1 protein-coding gene is annotated in these 264 nt (G+C 45.5%); it reads left to right on the top strand.

Annotated elements, in window-relative coordinates:
- Nucleotides 1-264: glucan biosynthesis protein (locus AAEZ02_RS22685; protein WP_351125334.1), on the top strand; the 264-nt coding region annotated here is incomplete at both ends.

Here is a 264-nt window from a genome sequence, read left to right as displayed (position 1 = left end):
CACCCATATCGATGTGGAAGCGACCTTATTTCCACGCGTGGATTTAGTTAAAGTTGGCTTAGCGCCTAGCACCAGTATGTTTTTACATTCAATGAATGGTCGCCAAAACACCGATGATTTTAGACCCGAAGTGCATGATTCTGATGCGCTATTGATCTTAAATGGTCGCGGTGAACGTTTATGGCGTCCGCTAGCTAATCCAAAGCAATTGCAAGTCAGTGCCTTTATGGACAACTCGCCTCAAGGGTTTGGCTTAATTCAGCG

Source organism: Shewanella sp. T24-MNA-CIBAN-0130, assembly GCF_040310185.1.
Taxonomy (GTDB): domain Bacteria; phylum Pseudomonadota; class Gammaproteobacteria; order Enterobacterales; family Shewanellaceae; genus Shewanella; species Shewanella psychromarinicola.
Note: the sequence above shows the minus strand (reverse complement) of the source record. Positions and strands in the feature narration are given on the sequence as shown.